The 21,009-nt window shown below is 71.0% G+C and carries 16 protein-coding genes; 7 read left to right on the plus strand and 9 right to left on the minus strand.

The window, feature by feature from the left end; genetic code table 11:
• Positions 1-81 precede the first annotated feature (81 nt).
• Complete coding sequence (locus HW445_RS03865) at positions 82-999, minus strand: hypothetical protein (RefSeq protein WP_180219617.1); 918 nt, start codon at positions 997-999, stop codon at positions 82-84.
• A 200-nt stretch (positions 1,000-1,199) separates the two neighbouring features.
• Here HW445_RS03865 and HW445_RS34065 point away from each other — a divergent pair, with 200 nt between their 5' ends.
• Genes HW445_RS34065 through HW445_RS03875 form a run of 3 tightly spaced genes read left to right on the plus strand, consistent with a single transcriptional unit; the run spans position 1,200 to position 3,043 of the window.
• Entirely contained in the window at positions 1,200-1,796 is a 597-nt protein-coding gene (locus tag HW445_RS34065) for a hypothetical protein (protein WP_306673267.1), read from the plus strand.
• A gap of 27 nt (positions 1,797-1,823) precedes the next feature.
• Complete coding sequence (locus tag HW445_RS34070) at positions 1,824-2,486, plus strand: hypothetical protein (protein ID WP_306673268.1); 663 nt, start codon at positions 1,824-1,826, stop codon at positions 2,484-2,486.
• On the plus strand, positions 2,483-3,043 hold the full coding sequence (locus HW445_RS03875) for a GNAT family N-acetyltransferase (RefSeq protein WP_180219618.1): 561 nt from the start codon (positions 2,483-2,485) through the stop codon (positions 3,041-3,043). The genes HW445_RS34070 and HW445_RS03875 overlap by 4 nt, the downstream gene beginning before the upstream one ends.
• Positions 3,044-3,123: 80 nt before the next feature.
• On the opposite strand, the gene HW445_RS03880 is transcribed toward HW445_RS03875, so the two are convergent.
• Positions 3,124-5,868, minus strand: coding sequence for a LuxR family transcriptional regulator (locus tag HW445_RS03880; protein ID WP_180219619.1), 2,745 nt, complete (start codon positions 5,866-5,868; stop codon positions 3,124-3,126).
• Positions 5,869-6,047: 179 nt separating this feature from the next.
• On the opposite strand from HW445_RS03880, the gene HW445_RS03885 reads away from it, so the two are divergent.
• Positions 6,048-8,183 (plus strand): M4 family metallopeptidase, encoded by a 2,136-nt coding sequence (locus HW445_RS03885; protein ID WP_180219620.1) that lies wholly within the window; start codon positions 6,048-6,050, stop codon positions 8,181-8,183.
• A 302-nt stretch (positions 8,184-8,485) separates the two neighbouring features.
• Here HW445_RS03885 and HW445_RS03890 read toward each other — a convergent pair whose 3' ends face one another.
• From HW445_RS03890 to HW445_RS03905, 4 genes are all read right to left on the minus strand, one after another.
• Entirely contained in the window at positions 8,486-9,661 is a 1,176-nt protein-coding gene (locus HW445_RS03890; RefSeq protein ID WP_180219621.1) for a zinc-dependent alcohol dehydrogenase, read from the minus strand.
• Positions 9,658-10,596 (minus strand): SRPBCC family protein, encoded by a 939-nt coding sequence (locus HW445_RS03895; protein WP_180219622.1) that lies wholly within the window; start codon positions 10,594-10,596, stop codon positions 9,658-9,660. The genes HW445_RS03890 and HW445_RS03895 overlap by 4 nt, the downstream gene beginning before the upstream one ends.
• A gap of 330 nt (positions 10,597-10,926) precedes the next feature.
• A complete protein-coding gene (locus HW445_RS03900; RefSeq protein ID WP_180219623.1) occupies positions 10,927-12,102 on the minus strand; it encodes a glutathione-independent formaldehyde dehydrogenase in 1,176 nt (391 codons plus the stop codon).
• 292 nt (positions 12,103-12,394) lie between these two features.
• Positions 12,395-13,480 carry a hypothetical protein gene (locus tag HW445_RS03905; protein ID WP_308798273.1) on the minus strand — a complete coding sequence of 362 codons (1,086 nt, stop codon included), beginning with the start codon at positions 13,478-13,480 and terminating at the stop codon, positions 12,395-12,397.
• Between the two features lie 451 nt (positions 13,481-13,931).
• Here HW445_RS03905 and HW445_RS03910 point away from each other — a divergent pair, with 451 nt between their 5' ends.
• The 3 genes from HW445_RS03910 (at position 13,932) to HW445_RS03920 (ending at position 17,891) form a co-directional block, all read left to right on the plus strand.
• Entirely contained in the window at positions 13,932-15,227 is a 1,296-nt protein-coding gene (locus tag HW445_RS03910) for an MFS transporter (protein ID WP_308798275.1), read from the plus strand.
• Between the two features lie 286 nt (positions 15,228-15,513).
• Positions 15,514-17,145 carry a molybdopterin-dependent oxidoreductase gene (locus tag HW445_RS03915; protein ID WP_180219625.1) on the plus strand — a complete coding sequence of 544 codons (1,632 nt, stop codon included), beginning with the start codon at positions 15,514-15,516 and terminating at the stop codon, positions 17,143-17,145.
• A gap of 92 nt (positions 17,146-17,237) precedes the next feature.
• A complete protein-coding gene (locus tag HW445_RS03920) occupies positions 17,238-17,891 on the plus strand; it encodes a fasciclin domain-containing protein (RefSeq protein ID WP_180219626.1) in 654 nt (217 codons plus the stop codon).
• Between the two features lie 311 nt (positions 17,892-18,202).
• Here the strand turns inward: HW445_RS03920 and HW445_RS03925 are convergent, their stop codons facing one another.
• The 3 genes from HW445_RS03925 to HW445_RS03935 all read right to left on the minus strand — a co-directional run bounded on the left by HW445_RS03925 (position 18,203) and on the right by HW445_RS03935 (position 20,118).
• A complete protein-coding gene (locus HW445_RS03925; RefSeq protein WP_180219627.1) occupies positions 18,203-18,952 on the minus strand; it encodes an anti-sigma factor domain-containing protein in 750 nt (249 codons plus the stop codon).
• On the minus strand, positions 18,949-19,533 hold the full coding sequence (locus tag HW445_RS03930; protein ID WP_180219628.1) for a sigma-70 family RNA polymerase sigma factor: 585 nt from the start codon (positions 19,531-19,533) through the stop codon (positions 18,949-18,951). The genes HW445_RS03925 and HW445_RS03930 overlap by 4 nt, the downstream gene beginning before the upstream one ends.
• 198 nt (positions 19,534-19,731) lie before the next feature.
• A complete protein-coding gene (locus HW445_RS03935; protein WP_180219629.1) occupies positions 19,732-20,118 on the minus strand; it encodes a DUF6415 family natural product biosynthesis protein in 387 nt (128 codons plus the stop codon).
• Between the last annotated feature and the right edge of the window lie 891 nt (positions 20,119-21,009).

A 21,009-nucleotide genomic window follows, 5' to 3' on the forward strand; every position in this document is an offset into this window, starting at 1 on the left:
GCGGGGCAGCACACCCCTCGGACCCGTCCCGGCCGGCGGGTGTCACGGGGGAGGACACCTCGCGCCGGCCGGGACGGGGGTCTATCCGCGGCAGTGCCGCTCATACAGCTCCGCCAGAGCGCGCGCGTCCAGGGCGAGCGCTTCGAGGGCGGTGGCAGAGGCACGGTCGTCGGCGTCCATACGGTGGTCGAGGCGGTGACGGACCCGCTGCAGGAGCCAGTGGGCCGTCTCCCGGTCGGAACGGTCCGGCTCGCCGGACCCGTCGGCCTCGCCGGCCAGGAAGCGCTGCATCCGTTCGGCGAGGACACCGACCTCGGCTCGGAGCCCGGCCGTCACCGGGACCATACGGACGGGGTCCGGGAGGGTGCCGGGAAGCCCGCTGGTCAGCTCCAGGGCCTGTGCCGCCGCCTGCCTCACCGGGCCCAGGTCCACGGCGAACACCACGGAGTCCGCTCCCGTCAGGGCCTTCGCGCCCTGACGGGCAATGGCGGCGACCGCGTCCACAGGACACAGGGCGCCAGGGCCGTCCACTTCCACGAGCCAGTACGTCCGCTCGCCCTCCCGCACGCCCAGGCCGGGATGGGGCACACCCACGAAGGACCGGCTGTCGAGGCATTCGGTGCCCGGCACGCTCCAGTCGAGGCAGGCGCCGACCGGGACCAGGAAGTAGACGCCGCCGTTGTGCCTGTCCGCCCACACGCCGCCGCCTTCCGTCCGTGCGCCGAGGAACGCGGCCAGCCCTTCGGGGCAACTGGTGCCGGCAGCGGCCTCGACGACCCGGCCAGGCATGCGCACGGTGGTGAAGCTCCGACCGCACCGCAGCAGCAAGGTCCCCTCGGCCGGCCACGTCTGCCCGGCATGCTCGGGCTCGGACGCGGCGGACAGCAGCCAGCGCACCGCCGTCATGCGCCGCCTGCGTGCGGCCCTCGCATCGTCCTGCGGGGGGATCGTGCCGCGCGTCGTCATGGATGCCTCACGCTCGCGGTCGGGGTCTGTCAACTCGTCACCGCTCCCTCACCACCACTCGGGCAGGAGCGCCAAGCCGTCCGCCCGGGAGATGCGGACGCCTCGACCACCAGACAACTCCACGCGGACCACGTCCGGTGAGGACGATGCAGGTGTTTCCGGCTGAACCCCCTAGGGCGATTTGACTGTCCGTTTACCTGAGACCGCCGGGCGCCGCGCGCTACCGTGCCCGCATGGAGGGCACGCGGAACACGGCTCTTGAGAGCTGGATGCGCGAACACGGGCACAGCTCCAACAGCCTCGCGGAAGCGGTGAACAAGGCCGTGGAGCGGATCACCGGCAAACCTGGGGGACTCGACGGATCCTCCGTGCGCCAGTGGCGTGCCGGGCGGGTCCGGTGGCCCAAGTCGGCGACCCGCCGGGCACTGGAGGAGCTCTCGGGGCTGCCCGCCACCGACTTAGGGTTCGCGCCGCGAGCCCGCACCACGCCCCCCGCCTCCCACCGCCCCCCGGAGGAGCCCGTGAAACGCCGGAACCTGGTCGGCGGCATCGCCGCTGTCGCGGCCGTCGCCGCGGCCGCTCCGGGTGCGGGTGCCCCTCGCCGCATCGGCATGAGCGACATCGCCCGCCTCCGGAGCAGGTTCGCGGAGATCGTCGCCAGCGACCACCGCCACGGCGGCGTCCTGGACGTCGAGCAGCAGGCCGCCGCGCTCGCGGACGAGGCGCTCACTCTGCAGAACGCCGGATCGTCGACCCAACGGGTGCGCTCCCACCTCTACGCCACGGCCGCCGGCTTCCGCTCCTCCGCGATGTGGGCCGCCATCGACTGACGCCGCTACGGCGACGCCCAGCGGCACATGCGCGAGGCCCAGGCCCTCGCCGAGATGTCCGGGGACCAGACGATCAAGTTCAGGATCTGGTCCCACGCCGGGACGATGTACCGGCACATCGGCCGCCCCGCCGACGCCCTCGCGGCGAACAACGTCGCCCGCAGCCTGCACATCACCCGCCGCGACCCGCTCTTCGCCTCCCTGGGCCTCGCCCGGCAGGGCGCCATCCACGGCGTCGCCCAGGACCGCTCCGGTGCACGCCGCGCCTTCGGCCAGGCGCAGGAAGCCATGCATCGCGCGACCCCCGGAGAGGAACGGCCCGTGTGGCTCCTGGCCTTCTACGACGAGGCCGAGCTGAACAGCCTCGCCCTCTCCGCCCACCTGAGCCTGGGCGACTACGAGACCGCCGAGGCCCACGCCCACCGATGCCTGGCCGGCCCGCGCCCCCACATGCACCGTTCACGTTCCATCGCCACCACCAGGCTCGCCCACGCCCAGCTCTCCCAGGGCGACACCGACGCCGCCACCGCGACCGCCATGTCCGTCCCGGCGGACGCCGCTACCCAACACCCCAGGGTGAGCCGCATGCTTGTCGAGTTCGGGGCAGCACTGCGAGCCGTCGCACCCGGCAGCCTCGCCGCGCAGACCTGGACCGAGCACACCCGCGACGCCTGGAGGACCCCCGCATGACGAGCGCGCCCACTGTCGAACTGCGCACCGCCACCACGCTGAACCCGGTCCGCGACGACCTGATCGACACCTACGCCGAGGTCCGCGCCCCGCTGCTCCAGCTGCCGAACTACAACATCGTCTCGTTCGGGGAGCGGCTCGACCGCCACGGCAGCGAGCCGGGCTTCCTCGCCGTCCTGGCGTACGTGGACGGACAGCCCGTCGGCTACGCGTACGGCAACCGCATCGAGCACGGTGACCGCTACTGGCTGCGCACCTCCCCGGCGCCCGACCCCGCCTACACCGAACGCCCGGCGGTCGCCGTCAAGGAGATCGGCGTCCGGCCGGCCTGGCGCGGCACCGGATGCGCGCGCCGCATCCACGAGGCCTTCCTCGCCGCACGGGACGAGCCCTTCGCCACGCTGATGGTCAACCCGGCTGCCGGCGACGGCAAGGTCCACGCCCTCTACCGGTCGTGGGGCTACGCGGACATCGGCCGGAGCCAGCCCTCCCCGGCGTCGCCGGTGCTTACGGTGATGGTCCGCCCTACTCGCGGCGAACAGCAGGTCACCGGGTAGCGGCCTGCATCCCGGTGAACCTGGACGGGCCCTGACCGGACCCAGCGGGCTGAAGGGGTTCCCCGAGCCGTCCGGGCGGGTCACTCACGTGCTGGTGTGACGGCGTGTGCGAGCTGGAAGCGCGAGTGCAGGCCCAGTTTCCGGTAGACACGGGTGAGGGTCGCCTCGACCGTTTTGACGCTGACGGTGAGGGTGGCCGCGATGTCGCGGTTGCTCGCTCCGGCGGCGGCGAGTTCGGCGCAGCGTTGTTCGGCGGAGGTGAGGTGGGGGTGGGCCTTGCTGCCCGCGGGGACGGCCGCCAGCCGGCTGAGGGCGTGCGCGGCGGTTTGGGCCCAGGGGTGTGCTTCGTGTGAGGTGAAGAGGTCAGCGGCGCTTTGCGCGGCGGTGCGGGCGCTGGCACGTCGCCGTCCGCGTCGTTCGGTGTGGCTGAGCGCCAGCAGGGTCCTGCCGCGTTCCAGCGGGAGGTGGCGGAGGCGGTCGGCTGCGTCGGTGAGGCGCCGGGCCGCGGTGTCGTAGTTGCCGCAGGCGGCGTCCAGAAGTGCCTGGGCCCGTTCCAGCGCAGGGAGGACCATGTCCCTGCCCAGGTCGGTCGCGGTACGGCGGGTGTCGTCCAGCAGGCTCTGCGCCTGGTCGAGGCGGCCGAGGGCGACGAGAGTCTCGGCGAGTTCGGGATGCCAGCGCAGGACGGACGGGTCGCGGACCTGCTGGTGCTCCTCCAGGACCCGTACCTCATCCAGCGCTTCCAGGGCTTCCTTGAGGCGGCCGGTGGCCAGGAGGAGGTGGCCGAGGGCGAAGAGGTTGCGAGAGAGGAAGACCTTGTTGTCCTCCTGCCGGGCGGTGTCGACGCCGCGGCGTGCGTGGACGAGGGCGAGGTCGGTGCGCCGGGCGGTTCCCTCGACGAGGGCGGAGGTGTAGCACGCCGGCGCCGGTGACAGGGCGGTCCCGTCGGTCAGCGCCTGGGCGCGGTGGGCGTGGTCGAGCGCCCTGGCGCACCGTCCGGCGCGGAGTTCGGCCTCGGCAAGGCTGCGCAGGATGTCCACGGTGCCCTCGGTGTCTCCCGTCCGCTCGGCATCGACGAGCAGGGGAAGCAGCGCGGTGCGAGCCTCCTCGGGCCGGTCGTCGAAGAGGGCGTGCCGGGCGGCGAGGTGCTGAGGCGTGCCGTTGACCTGGATGGGGGCGGTGGAGGGCAGGGACAGGGCGCGGTTGAGCGTGGTCTCGGCGTCGGGGTGGCCGAGGATGCGCTGGACGCGAGCCTGCATCGTGAGGGCCATGACGGTGGTGGTGGTGTCGCCGACGGCCTCGGCGAGGACAGCGGCCCGCCCGGACAGTTCACACGCTCGGTGGGGGTCGCCTTCGTTGACATTGGCCCAGACGGATTGACGGATGAGGATCCGCGCGGTGAGGTCGGACCGTCCGGCCGCTGCGTGGAGTGCGCCGGCGAACAGTTCGTCCACGCTGTGAAGATGCTGGCCGCTCGCGTCGATCAGGGCGACGAGGGCGTCGACGCGTTGGGCGGGGGTGGTGTCCTGGCCCAGGACGAGGCGGGCCGCAGCCCGGCCGCGGGCGAGATCGCCGTAGTGGGCGGCGGCACGTACGGCGGTCAGAGCCCGCTCGGTGAGCAGGTCGCCGTCGTCGTGCGGGGTGCGCTGGGCGGCGAGGAGGGAAAGCTCGGCCGCGAGAGCGTGTTCGCCGCGCAGCCGGGCACGTACGGCGGCGCGGGCGGCGTGGCTGGCCGACCGCTGGTCCGCGGCATCGGCCGCGAGCGCGATGTGCCGGTCGCGGCGGACGCTGTCACGGCTGGCCTCGGCCAGACGGGCGTGCAGGAGCCTGCGCGCGTGGCCCGGCAGCCGGGCCACGAGTTCGGTGCCGATCGCGGAGGCGGTGAACCGCATCGTCCCGCCGGGCTGTCCGAGGTCGATGAGTCCGGCTGCCTCGGCCTCGGCCAGAAGACTCTCGGCTGCCGGGCCGGCGAGGCGGTACAACTGGTCGAGATCGGGCCGGTCGTCGAGCGCGGCAAACGTCAGCAGTTCCCGCACTTCCGCCGGCACGGTGCCCAACCATTCGCCCAGCAACCGGCGGGCGGCGGGAGGGAGGACCGGGTCGTCCTCGGCGTCCGGGGCGAACGGCACGGCGGCGGTGTGGCCGTGAACCGGGGCGAGTGCCAGGACCAGCGCCGGGTTTCCGCCGCTGTGCGTGTGGATGCGCGTGACCTCGCGGGGAACAAGCCGGTACGGGGACAGCAGAGTCGCGACCTGGGAGGACGTCAGGGGCGGGATGCGCACCGCGGACGCGTCCTCCCCGCACCAGTGGCCCGCGGCCCCCGGGCGCCAGGTGCGCTCGGCCGCGATGACGGGAAGGTCCGGAGTGAGGCGCAGCGCCCAGCCCAGGACGGCCACGCTGGCCGCGTCCAGCCACTGGGCGTTGTCCACCACCAGCGTCATGGGTGGTGCCGCCCGCAGCAGGGCGGCGGTCCACCGGCGCAGCCGCAGGGCCGAACCGGCATCGTCCGGGGAGCCCGGCCGGCCGGCGGCGTCGTCGAGTTCTGCCGTCAGCTCCCGTGCGGCAGGGTGTACTTGGAGGGCCAGCGCGAGTTCGAGCAGCCCGGCATAGGGAACCTGGGCGTCCTGCGGACGCGGCGCCAGCCGCAGGACGGGTAGGCCCAGCCGTCGCCCCAGGGCCCCGGCTGCGGTGGTCTTGCCGCTTCCGGGCGGCCCGAACAAGACCGTCCGGCGAGTGCCGTGCACGTCTTCCGGCACCACCGGCACCACCGGCAGCACGGGGCCGGCCTCGTGGAACGCGCTCATCCGCATCGCAGAGTCTGGCATCGGGCCATGGTGCGCCCGGCGAGCCTCTCCGGTCCAGGTCAAGGGGTTGCCCTGATGTCGGCCGCCCCTCGTGTCCCTAGCCTCATGGCCACAGCCGAGCCAACTGCTGCCGAACGCCCCCGCAACCCCAGATGACGTCATGCGGCATTTCCCCGACAAGGCTCGGCGGAAGGATCGCGATGAACCGCAAGAACGCCCTGGCTGCCGCTGTCGCGGCAGCCCTCGCCCTGGGCTCCGTGACCGTGGTGGCCACCCAGTCCACCGCTGCTGCCGGCAACTCCGCTGCCCGACCCGGTGCCGGATTCCGGGCGATGACGGCCGACGCACGCGGCGAGGCGATACGCACGGCCGATCGGAAGGCGACCGCAACCGCCCGCGAGCTCGGCCTCGGTCCCGACGAGCGCCTGGTGGCCAAGGACGTGCTGATCGACGCCGACGGCACCCGGCACGTGCGCTACGACCGCACCCACAGAGGTCTGTCCGTGATCGGCGGCGACCTGGTGGTACACCTCACCGAGGAGGGCCGGATCACCGGCTCGGACATGGCGCACCAAGGCGCGGTCCGGGTCGCCGGCACCTCGCCGAAGCTGACGGCGGCCGCCGCCTCGGCGGCGGCCGTGGAGCACGCCAAGCACGTGAAGAACCCGAAGGCCGGCAGCAAGGACAGCACCCTGGTGGTGTACGCGGTCGGCAAGGTGCCCGTCCTCGCCTACCGTTCGACGGTCACCGGCGCGGGCGAGGCCGGCCCGGCCTCGCGCCAGGCGGTGATCGTGGACGCCGGCAGCGGCGCCGTGCTGGACCAGTACGAGTTGCACCAGAACATCACGGGCACCGGCAACGGCATCAACGTCGGCCAGGTATCCCTGGAGACCACCCAGTCCGGCAGCAGCTACACCCTGACCGACGCGGCGCACGGCGGCACCGTCATCTACGACTCGTACAACAGCCCGCAGTCGAGCCCGACGCAGAACGCCCGGCCGTTCTCCAAGTCGACGAATTCCTGGGGCAACGGTTCCACCTCCAGCCGCGAGAGCGCCGCGGTCGACGCCTCCTACGGTCTGGCCAAGACCTGGGACTACTACAAGAACACCTTCAACCGCAGCGGCATCCGCAACGACGGCCGCGGCGCCCGAGCGTACGTGCACATGGGCACCGACCTGGTGAACGCCTTCTACGACGACAGCTGCTTCTGCATGTTCTTCGGCGACGGCTCCGCCCAGAACAGCAACACCCCGCTCACCGCGCTCGACGTGGCCGGCCACGAGATGAGCCACGGCGTCACCACCGCCACCGCCAACCTCAACTACTCCGGCGAGTCCGGCGGCCTCAACGAGGCCACCAGCGACATCTTCGGCACCATGGTCGAGTTCTACGCCGCCAACGCCGGCGATCCGGGCGACTACTACATCGGCGAAAAGGTCAACTTGTCCAACGGCTACCTGCGCCGCATGGACAACCCCGCCGCCGACGGCAACTCGCTGTCCTGCTGGACCTCCAGCGCGGGCTCGGCGGACGTCCACCACTCCTCCGGCATCGGCAACCACTTCTTCTACCTGGCCGCCGAAGGCACCGGTGCGAAGACCATCGGCGGACGCTCGCACAACGGCACCACCTGCAACAACGACACCTTCACGGGCATCGGCAAGGACAAGGCCGCCGCCGTCTGGTACCGGGCGCTCAGCGCCTACATGACCTCCACCACCAACTACTCCGGCGCCCGCACCGCCACCCTGCAGGCCGCCGCCGACCTGTACGGCACCAACTCCCAGGAGCGGTACCTCCTCTCCAAGGCGTGGGCAGCCGTCAGCGTCGGCACCGCGCTGCCCGACCCTGGCACCGGCAACCCCTCCCCCTCGCCATCCACCCCGCCCCCCAGCGGGAACGCGCTGTCCAACGGCGGCTTCGAGCAGGGCACCAGCGGCTGGGCCCAGAGTGACAACATCATCACCAACTCGGCTCTGCAGGCCGCGCGCGGCGGGTCCTGGTATGCCTGGATGATGGGCTACGGCACCGCCGCCGTCGAGTCCGTGTCCCAGTCGAACATCGCGGTGCCCTCCACCGGCACCCCCAAGCTCACCTTCTGGCTGAAGGTCGCCACCCAGGAGTCCGGCTCGACCGCCTACGACACACTCAAGGTCAAGGTCAACGACAGCACGCTGGCCACCTACTCCAATGCCCACGCGAGCTCGGGGTACGTCCAGAGGACCGTCGACCTGTCCTCCTACAAGGGCCAGACGGTGAAGCTGGAGTTCGCCGGCACCGAAGACGCCTACCTGTCGACCATCTTCCTGGTCGACGAGATCGCCATCGGCTGACCGAGCCCCCGCACCACCGGAGCTCCTGCGGCTGGAGTGCCTGCCCGGGTGCTCCGGCCGCGGGAGCCGCCGCACGAGTGCGGAACCGGTGTAAGCAGCACACCGACCCCCGTGATGAGCCTCTGGCCGGCACCGGCCAGAGGCTGTCCCCCAACTACTGCTGCTTCCGAGGCAGGGCCGTTTGTTGTCCGCGGACAACATGAAGCAGAAGACGGGCGCTCACGAGGCCGCCCACGTCTCCATGGCTGACTCGGCTCGTCGGCGACAGCGACACCTGGTGCCGCATTTCACCGGCGCGGCCCTCACGCTGTGAGGACGACCTTCTCGCAGCGGTCCTTCTTGTTCTTGAACAGGTCGTAACCGGTCGGTGCCTTGGTCAGGGGCAGCCGGTGGGTGATGACCCGGGTGGGGTCGATCTTGCCCTGTTCGATCAGACCCAGCAGCGGTTTCATGTACCTCTGCACGTGGCACTGCCCGGTGCGCAGGGTCAGGGACCTGTTCATCCAGGCACCCGCCGGGAACTTGTCGATCAATCCTCCGTACACGCCGATGACCGAGACCACGCCGCCGCTCCGGCAGGACAGGATCGCCTGGCGCAGGGCGTGTGGCCGGTCGGTCTCGGAGCGGACCGCCTGCTTGGCGCGGTCGTAGAGGTGAACGTGGGAGGCACCGTGTGTGGCTTCCAGCCCGACCGCGTCGATGCACTTGTCGGGTCCCCGGCCGCCCGTCAGTGCCAGCAGTGCTGACCGTACGTCGGTGTCGCGGAAGTCGATGGTGGTGTAGCCCTGGGCGGCGGCCATGTCGAGCCGGTAGCTCTCCTTGTCGATCGCGATGACCTTCTCCGCGCCCAGGACGCGGGCGCTGTCCATGGCGAACTGGCCGACCGGACCGGCGCCCCAGACTGCGACGACATCACCCGTCTGGATGTCGCACATGTCGGCGCCCATGTACCCGGTCGGCAGGATGTCGGACAGGAACAGCACCTGCTCGTCGCTGAGGTCCGACTCGATCTTGAGGGCGTTGGTGTCGGCGAGCACCACCCGGGCGTACTCGGCCTGGCCGCCGGCGAAGCCGCCGGTGAGGTGGGAGTAGCCGTAGATGCCGGCGGTGGGGTGACCGAAGAGCTTCTCCGACACGCCGGCGTTGGGGTTGGTGTTCTCGCAGCACGAGTACAGCTCCGCGCGGCAGGACGCGCAAGCCCCGCAGGCAATGGGGAAAGGCACCACGACCCGGTCGCCGACGCGTATTTTGCCGTCGCTGATGCCGGGGCCGACCTCGACGACCTCTCCCATGAACTCGTGGCCCAGGATGTCGCCCTTTTCCATGGTGGGGACGTAGCCGTCCACCAGATGCAGGTCGGAGCCGCAGATCGCCGTCGCGGTGATCTTCACGATCGCGTCGCGGCTGTTCAGGATCGACGGGTCGGGGACGTCCTGCACCTCGACCGAGTTGCGTCCCGTCCAGCAGTTCGCCTTCATGCCAGGGCCTCCTTCAGTTCGTCCTCGGTCAGCGGTCGGGCCGGGTGCTGCGGGAACTCTCCCCGGGCCCGCTTGCCGCCGGGTGCGCCCTCGGAGCGGACGACCTCGCCGGTCTCCACGATCTGCTTGAAGCGGCGCAGGTCGTCGTCCAACTGCTGGTGCGGTTCCTCGCCGAAGTAGCGCGCCGCGGCCTTGCCCAGGGCACCGCCGGGCAGTTCGTAGCGCAGGGTCACGTGGATCTCCGTGCCCCGGCCGCCGGGGGCAGGCACGAAGCGGACCTCGCCGGAGTTGTCGATGTCGGCACCGTCCATGGACCGCCAGGCGAGCAGCCGGCCGGGGACGTCCTGGGTGGTCTCGGCGTCCCATTCGACCGTCTTGCCGAACGGCGCGCCGGCGCGCCAGTGGCTGGTGCGCGGGCCGGTGACGCGCACCTCGTCCAGGTGCGCCATGAAGTCCGGCAGCCGCTCCAGGTCCTTCCAGAGGGCGTGGACCTCGTCCGAGGGCCGGGTGACGGTGGTGGCCGCGGTCAGTTCCATGGGGGTGCTCCTCCGGGTGCGGGTCACCGCCGCATAGACATCCGTGGCGGTGATGGCGGTGACCGCGGCGGTCGCCACAACGGTGCGGCCGAGGCCGCGACCGTCGTGGTTCTTCAGGGCCCGGGCCAGCATCGCCAGATCCATGAGGTCGCCACCGACGCGTCCCCAGAGCCAGGCGGGATGCGGCCGCCCCAGCAGCCCGGTCGCCGCTGCCAGCTCACGCACACCGACGGCGGTCGTGGCCGAGCGGTGCCGGGAAGCGTCGCCCACGCCCAAGGTCCGGGCGAAGCTCGCGGGGGCGACGACCTGGGGCACGCCGAGGAGCGCGCTGGCCCAGCCGAGGCCGCGTACGAGCGGATCATGCCGGAGGCGGGTGGTGGAGCGGATGTCTGTCTTCATGAGGTGCTCCCCACGTGCGGTGAGGTGAACGGAAGGAAGGCGTTGGTCTCCCGCCCCGTACGGGCGCAGCCGTGCGATACCGCGGAGTCGGGACACGCGCCGTGGGGTTGACGGGCGGTGTGACCGGCGGATCCCTGACTTCAGGAGCGGGGTGCGGAAGCTCTCTTGCCGCGTACGCGTCCTCGCGCCGGCCCAGGGCGGCGTCCGCCCTTCGTCGCACCGGGCCGGAGACCGAGTGAGTGACGCCGGCTCGGATCGAGCGGGCCAAACGGCGCCGCACGCGGTCGGTCCGGTCCGGGGATGCGGGCGGGACGGAGGCCTCAGGAGTCTTTACTGCTTGTGGCCGTTGCCGTGTCCGTTGGGATGCAACACCACCTTGGTCCACCCTTCGTCGCGGGTGTCGAAGTGCTCGTAGGCGGTGGGAGCCTCGTCCAGGCCGAGTTCGTGGGAGACGACGAAGCCCGGCTTCGCCTTCTCGCCGGCGATCAGGTCCCGCAGCGCCCGGTTGTACCTCTTCACCGGGGCCTGCCCGGTGCCCATGTGCTGGCCCTTGAACCACATCATGCCGAAGTCGATCGGTATCTTGCCCTGCGCCTCCAGTTCCCCTTGGGCTTCCGCGCCGCCGGGGTCCTGGGGCAGGAACACGCCCACCACGCCGATGTCGCCGGTGAACCGGACCGAGTCGATCAGTCCGTTGAGTGTGAGGCCGGCGTCCTCGTGTCCCTCGGGGTCGTGTGCCTGGTAGCCGACGCACTCGCAGCCGTTGTCGGCGCCCAGACCGAGGGTGGCCTCCTTGACGACCTCTGCCGGGTCCTGCTCGGCGGTGTTGATGGGAATGGCCCCGATCTCCTCCGCCTTGCGCAGCCGGACGGGCTGGTGGTCGGCCGTCCAGACGCGGCCGGCGCCCTTGAGGAGGGCGGAGTAGGCCGCCATCAGCCCGACGGGTCCGGCTCCGAAGACGATGGTCTGGTCGCCCGGTTTGACGTGGGCCATCTCGGTGGCGTGATAGCCGGTGGGGAAGATGTCGGCGAGCATCACGTAGTCGGTCTGCCGCTCGGCGGCGTCCTCGCCCAGACGCAGCGCGTTGAAGTCGCCGTAGGGCACACGCAGCAGTTCCGCCTGGCCGCCCTGGTAGGGGCCCATGTCGGCGAAACCGAAGGCGGCTCCCGCGAGGGCCGGCTCCGGCTGCATGGTCAGGCAGTAGTTGGTCAGGCCCCGCTCGCACTGCTTGCAGAAGCCGCAGGCGATGTTGAAGGGCAGAACCACGTACTCGCCGACCTGGACCTTCCGGACGGCCGAGCCGACCTCCACGACTTGGCCCATGTTCTCGTGTCCCAGGGTGCGGCCGGACTCGAACGAGGTACGGCCCTCGTACATGTGCAGGTCCGAACCGCAGATGTTGGTACTGGTGATCTTGACGATGATGTCGCAGGGATGCTCGATCTTCGCGTCCGGTACATCCTTCACCGTGACCGTTCGCGGACCTTCATATACCGCTGCCTTCATGATGACTTTCCCTGGTGCCGCGCCATGACTCCACGGCACGGCGGTGATGAGACCGCGCACAGCGCAACCGGCCCCCGACAGCTGGTGCGACGGGGGCCGCGGCTCCGGCACGCCTCTACGGGCCGTTCACCCGGATCGGAGGGAACGGCGGCGCCGTCGGCCCGCCGGAGAGAATCTCCGGGACGCTCCGGCGACGTGCCATTCGGGTCCCCGTCGGCCTTCGGCGCGAAACGGGCATCCATCAGTCGATCAGCGGATTCGTCGCATCCAGCCCGCCGGCTCGGGCCACCAGCTAATCCTGGTCCTTCTCGAGCATGCGGCGACGTTCCTGTTCGCGCTTGGAATAGGCGGCTGCCCGGATCGCCTTGTCGCTCTCCAAGCCCGACCCCAACGCGCCACCCACCGTGGCGACCGAAGCGACGAACCAGGACAGCGTCCAGTACTCCGAGGCGTGCAGCGGGGTCCGTGTCATGGAGGTGAAGACTTGGTCGCTGAGGATGAAGAGCGCCCACACCAAGTTGATGACCAGCAAACCCGCGTAGCAGACGAGCACCCCGATACCCACGGTCATGACCGTGGACGCGTTGTAGAGAGCCGTCCTCTGCCTCTCCTCCGGTGAGGCCTCCGCTGATCGATGCCACAGCCGCGCGTCCACGATCAGCCAGCCGATCATGAGCGCGACGGAACCGACCATGGCGATCACGAGGCGTGGTGTGCCCAGGGACGCGGCCAGACTCCAGAGGGTGGAGTCCAGGGTGGCGATTGCTCCCGTGGCGAGTGCGGCCGCCAGGGCCTTCGAGAGACCCGGGACCAACCGCCACGGCCGGTTGGCGCGCACCATACCGAAGAGCACCCTCAGATAACCGCGCGGCCCGCTGACGACGTATCGGCGGTCGGCGGTCTCCTCCTCACCGATCGGGTCCGGATGAACCGGCGCAAGACGACCGACGAAACGTCCCCGTGAAAGCCGCGGAGAAGGCTCCACGGCCCCAGTGGCTCGCGCACCCGCCAAGCTGAGCACGACCTCTTCAACCGTGCGCCGGGCCCTTCTCTGAAAACCCAGGCTCCCCAGCGACGGAAGGGACAGCAGCGCCCAGCCGTGTTCATGGCTCAGATCCACCACGATCTTGCGCCCGTGCGAGTGCAACGGCAGGTCGGTGAGGGCTACGACGATGTCCCAGTGCTCCGCACGAGCGCGGTCCATGATCCGGCGCGTCAACGTGGACAGGTCCTCCGTCCCCGCGGTGAAGGGCTCACTGACCACCTCGACGTCGAACTGTCTCTCCCGGCCCGACCTGTCGGCGAGCCGGGCAGCGAGTACCCGGGCCAAGCGCTGGGCGACCTCCGTCGGCGCGTCCGGATCCGCCAGGAGAGCCACGACCGTAACGCCCTGCGACGACACCCTCACGACCGGACCCTTCTCGACGGCTGCCCAACGACTGCCCGTGCGCCCAGGATGCCCCCGAGCCGACGTCGTCGCCCCCTGACGGTCCGGCCCCCATCGGCGGTCTGTACGCAGATGGATCCCCTCTCGGTGCAGAACCCGCACCCACCACCCAGTCGCGATCCCGCACACCAGCGGTGACGTGTGCTGTGAGCCGGGGCCGCCCTGGAGCAGACGCCCCACCCGAAAGGACGAGGTCGATCCGCACCCGCTCGACGTCAGGACCGGTACATCCGGTCCGTCCTTGGAGACGTCGGAAGATCGCGCCGCGGTGTACAACCCGGACGCCGAACTGGTGTCCATCCCGGTCCGCCGCCGAAAGGTCATGGCCTTCGGCCGGTAACTCCGTTGAAGGGGCCGGCGTTGTGGGAGACCATGCGCGTTTGTGACCTCGCGAGCAGATGAACCCGTCGACGAAGTGGCCCCGCCCGCCCCTGCCGTGGCCGTCGCCCCCTCCACCCCGGTGCACCGGGACGGCAACGTCCTGCGCTGGCTCATCGCCTACACGTTCTCCGTGGTCGGCGACGCGGCCTACTTCGTGGCGCTCGGCTGGGCCGCGCAGAAGGTGGCCGGGCCGGCCCAGGTCGGCCTGGTGATGGCGGTCGGCGCGATACCCCGGGCGATCCTCATGCTCGGCGGCGGTGTCATCGCCGACCGGTTCGGCCCGCGCCTGGTGGTCATCTCCTCCGACGCGGTCCGCGCCGTGGTGATCCTCGCGGCCGCCGCAGCGCTCGCGTTCAGCACACCCGGCCTCTGGTTGCTCGTCGCGCTCGCCCTCGTCTTCGGCGTCGTGGACGCCCTGTTCATGCCGGCGGTCGGAGCCATGCCGCCCCGGCTCACCGGCCGCGACCAGTTGATGCGGGTGCAGGGCCTGCGCAACCTGGTGCAGCGGTCCGGCCACATCGCCGGTCCGCCGCTCGCCGGGTTCTCGATGGGGATCGGCGGCCCCGCCGCCGCGTTCGCCGTGACCGGCGTCCTCTTCACCCTCTCGCTGCTCCTCCTGGTCGCGGTCCGGCTCGCCCCGCTGCCGCCCGACGAACGGCCCGCCGCGGACTCCACCGCCCGCCGCGACCTGGTCGACGGCATCGTCTACCTGCGCCACGAGCCCGTCGTCGGCCCGCTCGTCCTCTCCGGACTGCTCTCCATGATCGGCTGCATCCCGCCGATGGCGATCGGCGTCATCGTGCTCGCCGAGGAACGCGGCTGGGGTCCCTCCGGCGGTGCCTGGGTGAACGCCGCCCTCAGCGTCGGCGTCTGCACGACCTCGCTCCTGCTCGTCGTGCGTGGCCGCTTCCCCCGGGCCGGCCACTGGCACAACATCACCCTGCTCGTCGCCTCCGCCGGCATCGGCCTGATCGGCGTCATGCCGAACCTCGGCCTCGCGGTCGCCGTGGCGCTCGTCTCCGGCCTGGTATCCGGCCTCTGCGGGGGTCTGGCCCTGGCCCTGATGCAGGCCAACACCGCCCTCGCCTTCCAGGGCCGGGTCGCCGCCGTCCAGGCGCTCAGCGCGGTCGGCATCACCCCGGTGATGTTCCCGCTCTTCGGCCTCCTGGTGGAAGGGTGGGGCGCGGGCCCCACATTCCTCCTCTTCGGCTGCATCAGCATGCTCGGCGCCACGGTCTCCACCGCCTCCCGCGCCGTCCGTCATGCCGACCTGGACTTCACGAAGACCGCGGACTGACTCGGGCTCGCTCCGTTGATACCCAGGGCCGCGACGGGGCGGTGGGTCAATCGGCCTGACCCCCCACGAACTGGTCGAGGACGTCGTCTCCGCCCTGTCCGGACGACAGGGGGCCCTCGCCATCCGAGCGGACCGGAATCGCCGCTGACTGCGGGGGCCAGGTCCGTGCGCCGACACTCGAAGGCGTCATACGTAGCGGAACGCGGTGCGGATTGGTCTGCGGTCCTCTTCTCACCCGATCAGGTCCACGACCAATCCGTCCCCCACGCGGAACCGGATTCCCTCCGTGCGGGAAGAAGAGAAGGATCAGCGAGTACGGCCAGGCCGGCCGCGTCAGGCGCTGGGTGCGCTGAGCGGCGTGCTGGCCGGCTTCGTGTCGCTGGCAGTGGCCGAGCTGGTCGCGGCAGGGGTGCGTCCGCAGTCCAGTCCGGTCGTCGCGGTGGGCGGGGCGTTCATCGACGCGACACCCGCTCCGGTCAAGGACTGGGCGATCCGCCAATTCGGTAGCGACGACAAGCTGGTACTGCAGCTCGGCATCCTTGCCGTGCTGGCCGCGCTGGCACTGGTCCTCGGTGCGCTGGCAACGCGATCACGAGTGGTCGGAACCGCAGGGGTTCTCGTCCTCGGTGCCGCCGGAGCTGCGGCCGCCGTGAGCCGCCCCGACTCCGGCAGCCTCACCGACGCGTTCCCGTCCGTCGTGGGAGCGGTTGCCGGAACGCTGCTCCTGTACGTGCTGGTGGGCCGCCTGGCCGAGGCGCGAAGGCCGTCGGCGTCGACATCCGACTCCGTGACCGAGGGGGAGGGAGACGCTCCGCCCGCGCCCGAGGGCTGGAACCGGCGGGGCTTCATCCTCACGGCCGCATCCACGGCAGCGGCCTCCGCCGCGGTGGGCGTGGTCGGCACGTCATTGAACGCCTCGCGCGGTCAGGACGCGGTCGTCAGCCGCGGGAAGACCCGACTGCCCGCCCCCGGGTCACCAGCACAACCGGTCCCCAGGGCTGCCGGGCTCCGCATCCCGGGGATCAGCCCCTTCGTCACCCCCAACTCGGATTTCTACCGGGTGGACACCGCCCTGTCGGTACCCAAGGTGGATGCGACCGCCTGGCGGCTGCGGATCCACGGCACGGGCGTACAACGTTCCGGCACCTACTCTTTCGACGACCTGCTGGGCCGTGAGCTGATCGAGCGGGATATCACCCTGACCTGTGTCTCCAATGAGGTCGGTGGCCCGTATGTGGGCAACGCCCGCTGGATCGGGGTACGGCTGGCCGACCTGCTCGCCGAGTGCGGGGTAGAGCCTCCGTCACGGGGCGGGCCGGCCGATCAGCTGGTGTCCCGGTCGGTGGACGGCATGACGATCGGCAGCCCGGTCGAGGACGTCATGGACGGCCGCGACGCCATGCTGGCCCTGGGCATGAACGGCGAGCCGCTGCCCTTCGAGCACGGCTTTCCGGTCCGGATGGTCGTCCCGGGCCTGTACGGCTTCGTCTCGGCCTGCAAGTGGATCGAGGACATCGAGCTCACCACGTTCGATGCCTACGACCCGTACTGGGTCAGGCGCGGCTGGGCCCGGAGGGCCCCGGTCAGGACCGCTTCGCGGATCGACACCCCCAAGCCGTTCGCCCGTCCCAGGGCCGGCACGGTGATGATCGCCGGGGTCGCCTGGGCCCAGCAGCGGGGCATCGAGAAGGTCGAGGTCCGCATCGACGACGGGCCCTGGCAGCAAGCCGATCTGGCCGCTGAGGACACGCGCGACACCTGGCGCCAGTGGTCGCTTCCCTGGCGGGCCACCAGGGGCGGCCACACCCTCACCGTCCGCGCCACCGACCGCACCGGCGCGGTGCAGACCGAGAGACGCACGCCCACCGTCCCCGACGGCGCCGGCGGATGGCACTCCGTCGTCGTAAGGGTCGACTGACCACCACTGGGGCCCTGTGCCTTCCCCCGCACCACCTGACCGCAACACCCGAACGCAGCCGCAACACGCTGCACCTTCTACAGGAGATCATCATGAACACCCGTTTCCGCCGCACCGCCGGACTCGTCGCCGCGGCCGCCGTGCTCCCCCTGACCCTGACCGCCTGCGCCGACGACAGTGATGAATCGGGCAAGTCCGACTCGTCGAACACGGCCTCGGCTCAGGCTCCCAAGGACACCGAGGACATGGGCGGTGGCTCGGGCAGCATGGCCCAGCCATTCGGTCCGGCCTGTTCCTCCGTGCCGGAGAACGGCGCCGGCTCCTTCGACGGCATGGCCAAGGATCCGGTAGCCACCGCCGCCTCCAACAACCCGGCCCTCTCCACCCTGGTGACCGCCGTGAAGAAGGCCGGCCTGGTCGACACTCTCAACAACGCCAACGGGGTCACCGTGTTCGCGCCGACCAACGACGCCTTCGAAAAGCTCCCGAAGGACACTCTGGACGCGGTTCTCGCCGACAAGGAGAAGCTGACGCAGATCCTCACCTACCACGTCGTCGGCCAGAAGCTCACCCCGAAGAGCCTGGAGAACGGCTCCTTCGACACGCTGGAGACGTCGAAGGTCATGACCTCCGGATCCAACGAGTCGTACACGGTCAACGACTCCGCCAAGGTCGTCTGCGGCAACGTCAGGACCGCCAACGCCAACGTCTACATCATCGACACCGTCCTGATGCCCACGAGCTGACGCCACCACCGGCCGAGGACCCGCGCCTGCCCGGTCGCCCTGACCGGAACGACTCCGGCGGCCCGCGTCCTCCTACCAGGGCATCCAGGGCATCCGCCGGCCGCCCGACCCGCAGGCATGGCGGATGCCCCCTCGGAGGGCTGGTCCGCAGACCTCAAGGTGGTGCCCCGTCGAGCGCGCGGAACGACCACGCGGAAAGCCCGCGCCGCACGGCCGACATCGGTGGCGCAGCGACGGAAGCGACCGCCACGCCAAGGCGGACAACCGTGTGGGGAGTCACGCCCGTCGTGCGTGGCTCCCCACACGCACGCTCACACCGGCACACTGAGTACGGCGACCGGCGTCGAGGTCGGCTGCTCGGAACCACCGGCCGGCTCCACCGTGATACCGACCCTTGACGCGTCGTCGAGCGCACCCTGCATCAGCACGGCCTGACTGCCGCGGTCGGGGTCCATCAGGCCGGCCGAGCGCATCGCGCCGCCGTTGATGAACCACAGCTGATACACCTGGCCCTGCGGAGGCACGGTCATCCCCGAGGCCACGAACACAGCCCGGTCCCGGCTGACGGAGACCACGAGCGTGCCCGCGCCGCCCGCCACCTTCGCCGACCGCGACCTGGCATCGGGCGCGGTCAGCACCCCGGCGAGATCCTCGACGTGCCGCTGCGCCAGCGCGGCCTCGTGCCGCGCGTCCTGGGCACGCTCGTACTGCCACACCGCGCTCCCCGCGAACGCGGCCGCGACGGCCACGCCGGCTGCCAGCGCCCACCAGGTCGGTCCTCGTCCCCGCTGTGCCTCACGGCGTTCCCGCTCCGGTGGCGCGGTGTCGGGCGGCACCTGTCGCACGGTTCGGATGCGTTGCAGGACCTGCTCCCGCATGGCGGGGCGTGTGCGCGCCGTGGAAGCCAGAGCCAGGCGCCCGGTGGTGGCCGCGAACTCGGCGACCTCCTGCCGGCAGGCGTCGCACTCGGCCAGGTGGTGCTCGAAGGCGGAACGTTCCTCGGTGTCCAGCGCGTGCACGGCGTAGGCACCGGTCAGCGTGTGCAGGTCGGTCGTGGTCACGCGGTCACCCCCAGGCAGTCGCGGAGCCGGATGAGCCCGTCACGCATACGGGTCTTCACCGTTCCCAGTGGCAGCGACAGTGCCGCAGCGACCTCCCGGTAGGTCAGACCACGGTAGTAGGCGAGAGTGACCGACTGGCGCTGCAGCTCGGTCAGGGTGCGCAGGCACCGCCGTACCTGCTCCTGCTCCAGCCGGGTCTCGACCTGTTCGGTCACCTCGTCGTGCATCGGCTGATGCTCGAGCAGCGCGGCCTTGGTGTCCCGCGCCGCGGCAGCTTCCACGGAGCGGACACGGTCCACGGCCCGACGATGGGCGAGGGTGAGGATCCAGTTGACGGCCGTGCCGCGCTCGGGCCGGTAGCGCGGGGCCGTGCGCCACACCTCCACCAGCACCTCCTGGGCCACTTCCTCGGACTGCGCCTGATCACGCAGGACCGCCCGGGCAACCCCGAGGACGGAGCCGGCCACGGCCTCGTAGACCGCGGCGAAAGCCTCCTGATCCCCCAGGGCCACCGCGTGGACCAGCTGTTGCAGATCAGGTTGAACGGCTGGACCCCTGCCGATGTATACCGGTTCCTTCACAATGGCTCTCCCATGAAAACAGCAGGGCAGAACAGCCCTGTGTAATCCGGGGCCACGCTATCCGCGGATTGGTCGCCCGCGGGCTGCGGTCGCGGGAGCACCGGTATCGGCGTCCAGACACGACTACACCGCTGGGCGGACCGGCGGTCGTGGCCACAGCCGCGCGTGGCGGTCTGCCGCCGCAGGATGGCAGCGGTGCTACTGAGGCTCAGGGCGGTCAGCCGTGAGGCGGTCCAGCCGTTCGTAGAGGGCTCGCACAAGCCGGGCGCGGGTCTTGGCACAGAGCACGGTGCCCTGGAGCGGTTGGGAGAGGCGGTCGGCGGCTTCGCGGAGAACGACTTCGGCCAGGGCGCCGCGGCCGTCGTTCTTCGGCAGGGCGGCAGCGTGGCGCTGGACGTCGGAGGCGACCGTGCGGGCGTGCCCGGTGAGCTGGAGGGCGATCTGCTCGTAGTCGCGGGGCGTGAGGTCCGGGTCCTGCCATGCGAGGACGGCGGTGACAAGCGCTTCGTACGGGGCGCGCTCCAGCGGCAGTTCCGCGTCGACCGGGCCATGGCGGTCGTGGAGCACGGCGCGGCTGTCGCTCACCGGCGCCCCGCCGCGTCATCGTGGCCGTGGTCCCGGTCCTGGTCCTGGTCCTGGTTTTGGTCATGGTCGCAGGGGTGGTCGTCCGGGGCGCCCTGGGCGAGGAAGCGGGCGTACCCGCGGTCGGCGCGTCCGAGCAGGGCCGGGGACGGCCGCCCGAAAGCGGGACGCCGGAGGCCGCGACCTCCGGATGCGTGACTGTCAGATGTGAACGCGCTCATGGGCACCGCCTCCGTTACTGGTGTGTTCCTCTCCTTGTGATTCGCCGCGACACGGCAGGCGGATTGGTTCTCGATTGCGGCACGGGCGGCGTCGCCGCAGACGGCCATCTCGCGAGGCCGGTGAACGTCCTGGCGTGGTCGGCGACCTCGCGCGGCTGTCACCCCTCCAGCGGCCAGGGTCCCGCCTCATCGACGGCACCGCGCCCCAGTGGGTACTGGTGGCGCAGTGCCGTCGAAGCACGCCTCGATCACCTCACTGCAGCGGTGCAGCAGGTCCTCGACATCCACGGTTGGAGCGCCGAGGACAGCGGTTCGCGCCCAACGGACGCGCCTCGTACGAGGAGTACTCACGTCGTGCCGGGGAGCTTCCTGCGACGGTACGGAGGCGAGTCCCTCCATGCCGGGGACGGCGACACCCCCTTGGTCGCCGCACAAGGACAGGCATCGGACGCCGTGCTTCTCGTGCGCTGTCCGAGCCGGGAGGCGTTCATTCGCGTGGTGCTGGTCCCGGCTACTGGGAGATCGCCCAGCTCAGGTCCCGCCCGCGCTCACCGAGGCCGTGCTCCAACCGACCACCCCGTGGACGACATTGAGCTGTTTCCAACCTCAGCTTGAGCAGGTCAGATACAGGGTGAGGACCGCACCCGCAGCAACCGCTTAAAGCGCTGAACAG

This window comes from Streptomyces sp. UH6 (genome assembly GCF_013421635.1).
GTDB classification, from domain to species: Bacteria; Actinomycetota; Actinomycetes; order Streptomycetales; family Streptomycetaceae; genus Streptomyces; species Streptomyces abyssomicinicus.